The sequence below is a fragment of the Chitinophaga sp. genome, from assembly GCF_035564935.1.
Lineage (GTDB): Bacteria > Bacteroidota > Bacteroidia > Chitinophagales > Chitinophagaceae > Chitinophaga.
In genome coordinates this window covers 1-5,597 of the sequence record NZ_DATMTE010000379.1, presented here as the reverse complement: position 1 = coordinate 5,597, position 5,597 = coordinate 1, and the positions used below count along the sequence as shown (strand labels likewise).

Genomic DNA, 5,597 nt, shown 5'->3' with positions numbered 1-5,597 from the left:
AAAACGGCTTTGCTGTAAGGCCACTGGTTAATATACTTTTTCCCGCGTTCAATACTGTTGGCGGTTTGTGCTTCTATAGGGTAACCGGCAGCCATTTCCATAGCGGGCGCCAGCACCTGTTTTAAGCTCATGGTTCCGTATTCCGCCAGCATGTAGCACAATCCTCCGGCGGTTCCCGGGGTTACGGCTGCCAGGGGGCCATATTCAGGGGGGAAGTCATATCCTTTTCCTTTATAGAAAGCCGGTGTGGCGCCTGTAGGGGCAACACCCAGTGCATTGATGGCAATTACTTTCCCCGTGGTGGGATTGTAAATCAGCGCTTGTGTTTCCCCGCCCCAGCTCAGCACATCCCACATAGTACAGGTAGCGGCCAGCATGGCGCAGGCAGCGTCTACGGCATTGCCGTGCTGCTGGAAAATCATGGCGCCGGCAGTGGCAGCCAATGGTTTGCCGGTTACGGCCATCCAGTTTTTACCATGTAATGGCGGTTTTTGCGTTTGTTGTGCCTGCATGCCGGTATAACAACCCAACACGAGGGAAAGGAGGAGGAAGCGTTTCATCGGGCTAATTTATAATTTTACGGATTAAAAAAATCCGGATTTACATGAAGGGTAAGGGCTCAGGGAGCTTGCTGGGCGGCCAGTAATACTTTGGCAGTAACCAGCAGTTGTCCGGTATGCCGCATGGTGTGTTCTGCTGCATGGAATAATAGTCCCAGTACAGTAGAGGGAAGTTGCTTGCGGCCCACGCCCCGGAAATCCGTCAGGGAAGTTTCCGGGGTGCCGGATAATTGCATCAATGCTTTATGTACCTGTGCGTCGAAATGATCCAGTAACTGGTGGAGGGTGGCGGTTGGCTGGCCCTCACCGGCCAGGGCGGCGAACTGCTGCTCACTGAGCTGCTCCGCCCTGGCGTAGGTAAACAGCCGGTCCAGCACTCCGCTTATATGCTGAAGGTGATATCCCGGCGATGCCAGTCCTGCCGGCTTCTCCCATAGCAACGCTTCGGGGAAATCCTGCATCAGGTTATTGATCTCCAGGTTGGCCTGCAATAGTGCATGCGCTGCGGGTTGCAGTAACGCCGGTATGTTTTCTACCGGTCCGCTCATCCAGTATTCTGTGGCCATAATATTTTTTTATACTTCTACGGCATCATAAACAATCACTTTTTCCCATAGGTGACTGCAGTTTTTAACAAACTCCAGGTGTATGGGGTGGGTTTGATAGGTGGCCTGTCCGGCCAGATCACTGAAAAAGATCAGTTCCGATACGCCCCAGCTGTTATCCACCACGTCGCGTTTTTCGGTACTCGCTACCACGCCTACACGCAGGTCGCGAACAGTTTCTATTTTAGCCAGGGTTTTTACGCCCGCCACCAGTTTATCGCGGTCTTCTTTGGAATCAGGGTTCTTTAGCCAGAAGAATACGTGGTGCACAATCGGGTATTTCTTTTCCATATTTGTTGAGGGTATTGCTGCGGCAGCGGCAGTACCGGCGGCAAGCGCTGCTGCGGTTCCTAAAAATTTACGTCTGTTAGAAGTGCTCATATCGGGCGTGTTGAGGCGATGAAAATAATAAACATTGTCGATTTATTATAATTATCCCTGTCAAACCGACACTAATACCCGCAGCTTCCGGTTACTTTTTGCCGGCTATTTCTTTCCAGCCCCTACAGCGATTGAAACCAGGTGTTTAACGGCCGGCTATTCCGGCGCAAACCCGATTTCATACCGTATTACACCACTTTCATCCCATTTTGCCCCTGCTGCATGTCAACAATTGCTATTATTGCCGTAAATACATCAACCTTATGAATCAATTTAAGAGAATTGAATTTGGCATCGTGACAGCCATTTTTGTGTTGCTGATGTTTTCGACCCTTTACCCCAGCATTATTTACAATGTATTTGAGCTGCAGCGTATTTATGGCGATAAATTCGCCAGGTACCACCAGGTGTTCGATTATTACATCCATTTCCTGCTGCCCTCCATGGGCCGGATCATGCTGGTGTACGTCACCTTCCTGCTGGTGAACTTTGTTATTGTGCCGGAGTTCCTGGAAAAAGGAAAATGGGTAGGAGGGGTGTTGCTGCTGCTGCCTGTGGGGTTATTTTATTTTGCTATGATGATGGTGGCCAATTCCTGGTATAATGGTTACCTGTTTGGTGTATATGATACCGTAAGGGGAGCGCATATGTATTTCGCAAAAACAGCTTTTATCACTACGGTTTTTTCCGGTGTGCTGTATGTAGCCTATTATTATATCCGGAAAGCCCTGGTAAGCGTGCTGTATCCGCGGATTGCAGCGGATACGGCTTTCAGACAGATATTCACCGAGATCTGCTGGGCTGCCGGTATATTTGTCGTATTGTTTTGCCTGTCTTTTTCCGATTCGAGAGACATGGCGCTATTGATCTTTTTCTTCGGCCCTTCACAAATTATAGTGTTCTTTGTGCTTCGTTACAGGGTATTTCCAAACTTTGAAGACGGCCACAAGAATAAAGGGCTGCTGATCAGGGATATTGTTTTTACCATCCTGGCCAGTAACGTGATGATGGGATTGATATGCCGCGCACTGGTACACCGCAATGGCGGATGGTTTGCCGCACTTACTTTTATAGGTATCGGTGTTTCCATAGGAATTGTGCTGCCTGTTTGCTGGTTGTTGTTTAAAAGTCGCCAGAAACAGGTAAATACAGTAGTTACCCTGAAAAAAGCATTGGGACACTCCGCTGCCAACCTCGACTTCCTCCGTTCCCAGATCAATCCGCACTTCTTATTCAATGCACTGAACACGCTGTATGGTACTGCTTTACAGGAAGAGGCCGCCCGTACCAGTGAAGGCATCCAGAAACTGGGCGATATGATGCGGTTTATGCTACATGATAACCACCTGGAAAAAATTCCACTTGATAAGGAAGTGGCTTACCTGCAAAATTATATTGCGCTGCAGCGCCTTCGGGTCTTATCTTCTCCCGATATCCTGATAGAAGTAAATATAGATGAAAGTCAATGTCAGCATGAAATTGCGCCAATGCTGCTGATCCCTTTTGTGGAAAATGCGTTTAAACACGGTATCAGCCTGCGGCATCGTTCCCGTATCGTGATTTCCCTCAGCTGTACGCCGGAACAGATCTTCTTCGATGTGTATAACAGTGTGCATCCCCGCCCGGAAAATGACCCGGAAAGAGAGGGGATGGGGATAGGTTTGAATAATGTAAAAGAAAGACTAAATTTATTGTATCCTCACCGGCACGAGCTGAGTATCCGTCAAACGGCTACTGAGTTTTTTATCCATCTGACTATTGATGTTAAGTTAATAAGTAAGTAAATGAAAAAAGAAGAAGAAGTGGTACCGGGCCCTGATGGCATGACGCGCTTTTTATGGTGGCTGGCCGCCGCCGATGCAGATGTATTGCAGGAATGTAAAACAGAGAAAGAACGCTACCGTATCATTGGCGTTTCCGTATTGGTTACCTGGATGTTTGCCACATTATCCTGGGGCTATTTCTTTTCCACCATCGTAAACGACGATATGATAGTAGCCGGACTGGCGCTGTTTTTCGGTTTCGCTATTTTGTCGGTGGACCGTACCCTCATTGCCGCGATGTCGCGCACTAACGGCGGTATAAAAGTAATGCCGGTTATTTTTCGTTTAATCCTTGCCGTTACTATAGGCTTGTTTATATCCCAACCCGTGGTATTAATGTTGTTTAAGAAAGATATTGATACCCAGCTGGAACTTGGAAAACAGGCAAAGCTCGATGCTTACCGGGCGCAACTGGTAAAGCTGAACGCCGGTCAGATGGCCACCCTGCAGCAATCCCTTGATCAGGGTAAGCAACAGCTGGCGCAGAAAACAGCCGAAATGAAAGTGTATAAAGACGGCTATATCAAAGAAACCGATGGTACCGGCGGCTCCGGCAGGATAGGAGAGTCGGACATTGCCCGGGTGAAGAAATCAGCCTACCTTAAATCGGAAGAAGAGCTGCAGGCGATGCAAAGAGCCTGGGAGCCTCAGCAGCAACAGCTGCAGGCACAGATGGCGCGTATGCATACGGTAGATAGCCTCAAGGAAGCCGTATACGTTGGCACACTTACCAATGGCTTCCTGGCGCAGATTGAAGCCCTGAACGAACTTACTGAAACACATCCGCCGGTAAAACAACGGTACCGCCTTATAGTATTTATCATTACCCTCATTGAAGTAATGCCGTTGCTCAGTAAAATACTGATGCCTAAAGGAGAATACGATGAAAAGCTGGCGGCAGCTACCGCGCAGGGCGTAACTTCGGCACAACTGCAAACAGATACCGGCAAAGAACTGATGGAACATTACCAGGCTGCCGCACTGGCAGCCGACAAGGAAACAGTGGACCACCTTTTTGAATCTACCCGCGACCTGCGCCGGGAACAGGCCGAAGCGCTCGTAAAAGAGTGGAAGAACCGGGAAAACGGCCAGTACCAGAATCTCTGGCAACAAGCCAGGAGATTATTACTGGGAAAGATCAGTTAAATCCCTGTATTGCTTACAAATAAAATAGCCAAAAATGACTGCTATTGCGATAGATGATGAACCGGTGGCGCTGGCTGTTATCAAGAATCACGCTGCCAGGGTACCCTTCCTGGAAATGAAAGGTTTTTTTACCAATGCTTTTGAAGCAATCGATTTTCTCAGCAAAGAAAAGGTAGACCTGCTGTTCCTGGATATTAAAATGCCGGATATCTCCGGGCTTGATTTTTTGTCCAGCCTGCCTCATCCTCCTATGACTGTTTTTACAACCGCTTACTCCGAGCATGCCGTGAAAAGTTTTGAGCTCGATGCCATCGATTACCTGCTCAAACCCTTTTCCCTCATACGTTTCATGAAGGCATGCAATAAAGCCAATAACCTGTTGCAACTGAAGCAGCAAAACGGAGCTCCTGCTACCAAAGAACAACCCGATTATATTTTCGTGAAAAGCGGGTATGAACAATTCCGCATTGTACTGGATGATATCCTTTACCTGGAAAGCGCCGGTAACTACGTCAACTTCATCCTTACCGACCGCAAGCTCATTTCCCGCCTCTCCATGCAGGAGGCGGTAGACCTGCTGCCTATCGGCTCTTTTACCCGCGTGCACCGTTCCTACATTGTAGCCAACAAGAAAATTGAACGCGCCGACCGGAACTCCCTTTACATCAAAAACATTCCCATTCCTATAGGGGCAGCTTATGCTCCTGCGATTGAACGTCTCCTCAATTTCTGACCTTAGCGGGTTTTGTCTGACTCAGGATTATGATGATTATGCTGATTGCACCGATTTTGTTTTTTGGGGGAGATGATTTTTTGCGGAGATTGTCTGACTCAGGATTAAACTGATTATGCTGATTACCCTGATTTTGTTTTTTGGGATAGATGATTTTTTGCGGAGATTATCGAAGTGGAGGTTGTCTGATGAAGGACTCTTTTTGATGTTAATGGGGTACATTATATTATGTTTAGAAAGGAGTGAAGATGTTGATCAGGTTAATACAAACTTATGTTCAATACGTTATTTTTCTCACTGATCGTTCCTGCAGCAAATTGTTCTTGTATGCGGTAGTTTCGTAGGTTTC

General features: G+C 47.7%; 6 protein-coding genes. 3 read left to right on the top strand and 3 right to left on the bottom strand.

Annotation, left to right across the window (positions count from 1 at the left end; genetic code table 11):
• From VN105_RS10085 to VN105_RS10075, 3 genes are all read right to left on the bottom strand, one after another.
• A partial coding sequence (locus VN105_RS10085) for a gamma-glutamyltransferase (RefSeq protein ID WP_325640420.1) occupies nucleotides 1-560 on the bottom strand: 560 nt, incomplete at its 3' end.
• A gap of 59 nt (nucleotides 561-619) precedes the next feature.
• Nucleotides 620-1,126 carry a DinB family protein gene (locus VN105_RS10080; protein WP_325640418.1) on the bottom strand — a complete coding sequence of 169 codons (507 nt, stop codon included), beginning with the start codon at nucleotides 1,124-1,126 and terminating at the stop codon, nucleotides 620-622.
• Between the two features lie 9 nt (nucleotides 1,127-1,135).
• Nucleotides 1,136-1,546, bottom strand: a complete 411-nt coding sequence (locus tag VN105_RS10075; protein WP_325640416.1) for a Dabb family protein — start codon at nucleotides 1,544-1,546, stop codon at nucleotides 1,136-1,138.
• Between the two features lie 263 nt (nucleotides 1,547-1,809).
• On the opposite strand from VN105_RS10075, the gene VN105_RS10070 reads away from it, so the two are divergent.
• From VN105_RS10070 to VN105_RS10060, 3 genes are read left to right on the top strand one after another with little or no spacing between them, the layout of a single operon-like run.
• Nucleotides 1,810-3,330: a sensor histidine kinase gene (locus VN105_RS10070; RefSeq protein ID WP_325640414.1), complete on the top strand. Its 1,521-nt coding sequence runs from the start codon at nucleotides 1,810-1,812 to the stop codon at nucleotides 3,328-3,330.
• A complete protein-coding gene (locus VN105_RS10065) occupies nucleotides 3,331-4,515 on the top strand; it encodes a DUF4407 domain-containing protein (RefSeq protein WP_325640412.1) in 1,185 nt (394 codons plus the stop codon). It abuts the gene before it with no gap.
• A 34-nt stretch (nucleotides 4,516-4,549) separates the two neighbouring features.
• The gene (locus tag VN105_RS10060) at nucleotides 4,550-5,248 is read left to right on the top strand and encodes a LytTR family DNA-binding domain-containing protein (protein ID WP_325640410.1); all 699 of its coding nucleotides are present in this window, start codon (nucleotides 4,550-4,552) and stop codon (nucleotides 5,246-5,248) included.
• The last annotated feature ends 349 nt before the right edge of the window (nucleotides 5,249-5,597 follow it).

Bases quoted from the DNA above. Each gene is read 5' to 3' on its own strand.
- VN105_RS10065 (WP_325640412.1), top strand. From the start codon at position 3,331: ATGAAAAAAGAAGAAGAAGTGGTACCGGGCCCTGATGGCATGACGCGC.
- VN105_RS10070 (WP_325640414.1), top strand. From the start codon at position 1,810: ATGAATCAATTTAAGAGAATTGAATTTGGCATCGTGACAGCCATTTTT.
- VN105_RS10060 (WP_325640410.1), top strand. From the start codon at position 4,550: ATGACTGCTATTGCGATAGATGATGAACCGGTGGCGCTGGCTGTTATC.
- VN105_RS10080 (WP_325640418.1), bottom strand. From the start codon at position 1,126: ATGGCCACAGAATACTGGATGAGCGGACCGGTAGAAAACATACCGGCG.
- VN105_RS10075 (WP_325640416.1), bottom strand. From the start codon at position 1,546: ATGAGCACTTCTAACAGACGTAAATTTTTAGGAACCGCAGCAGCGCTT.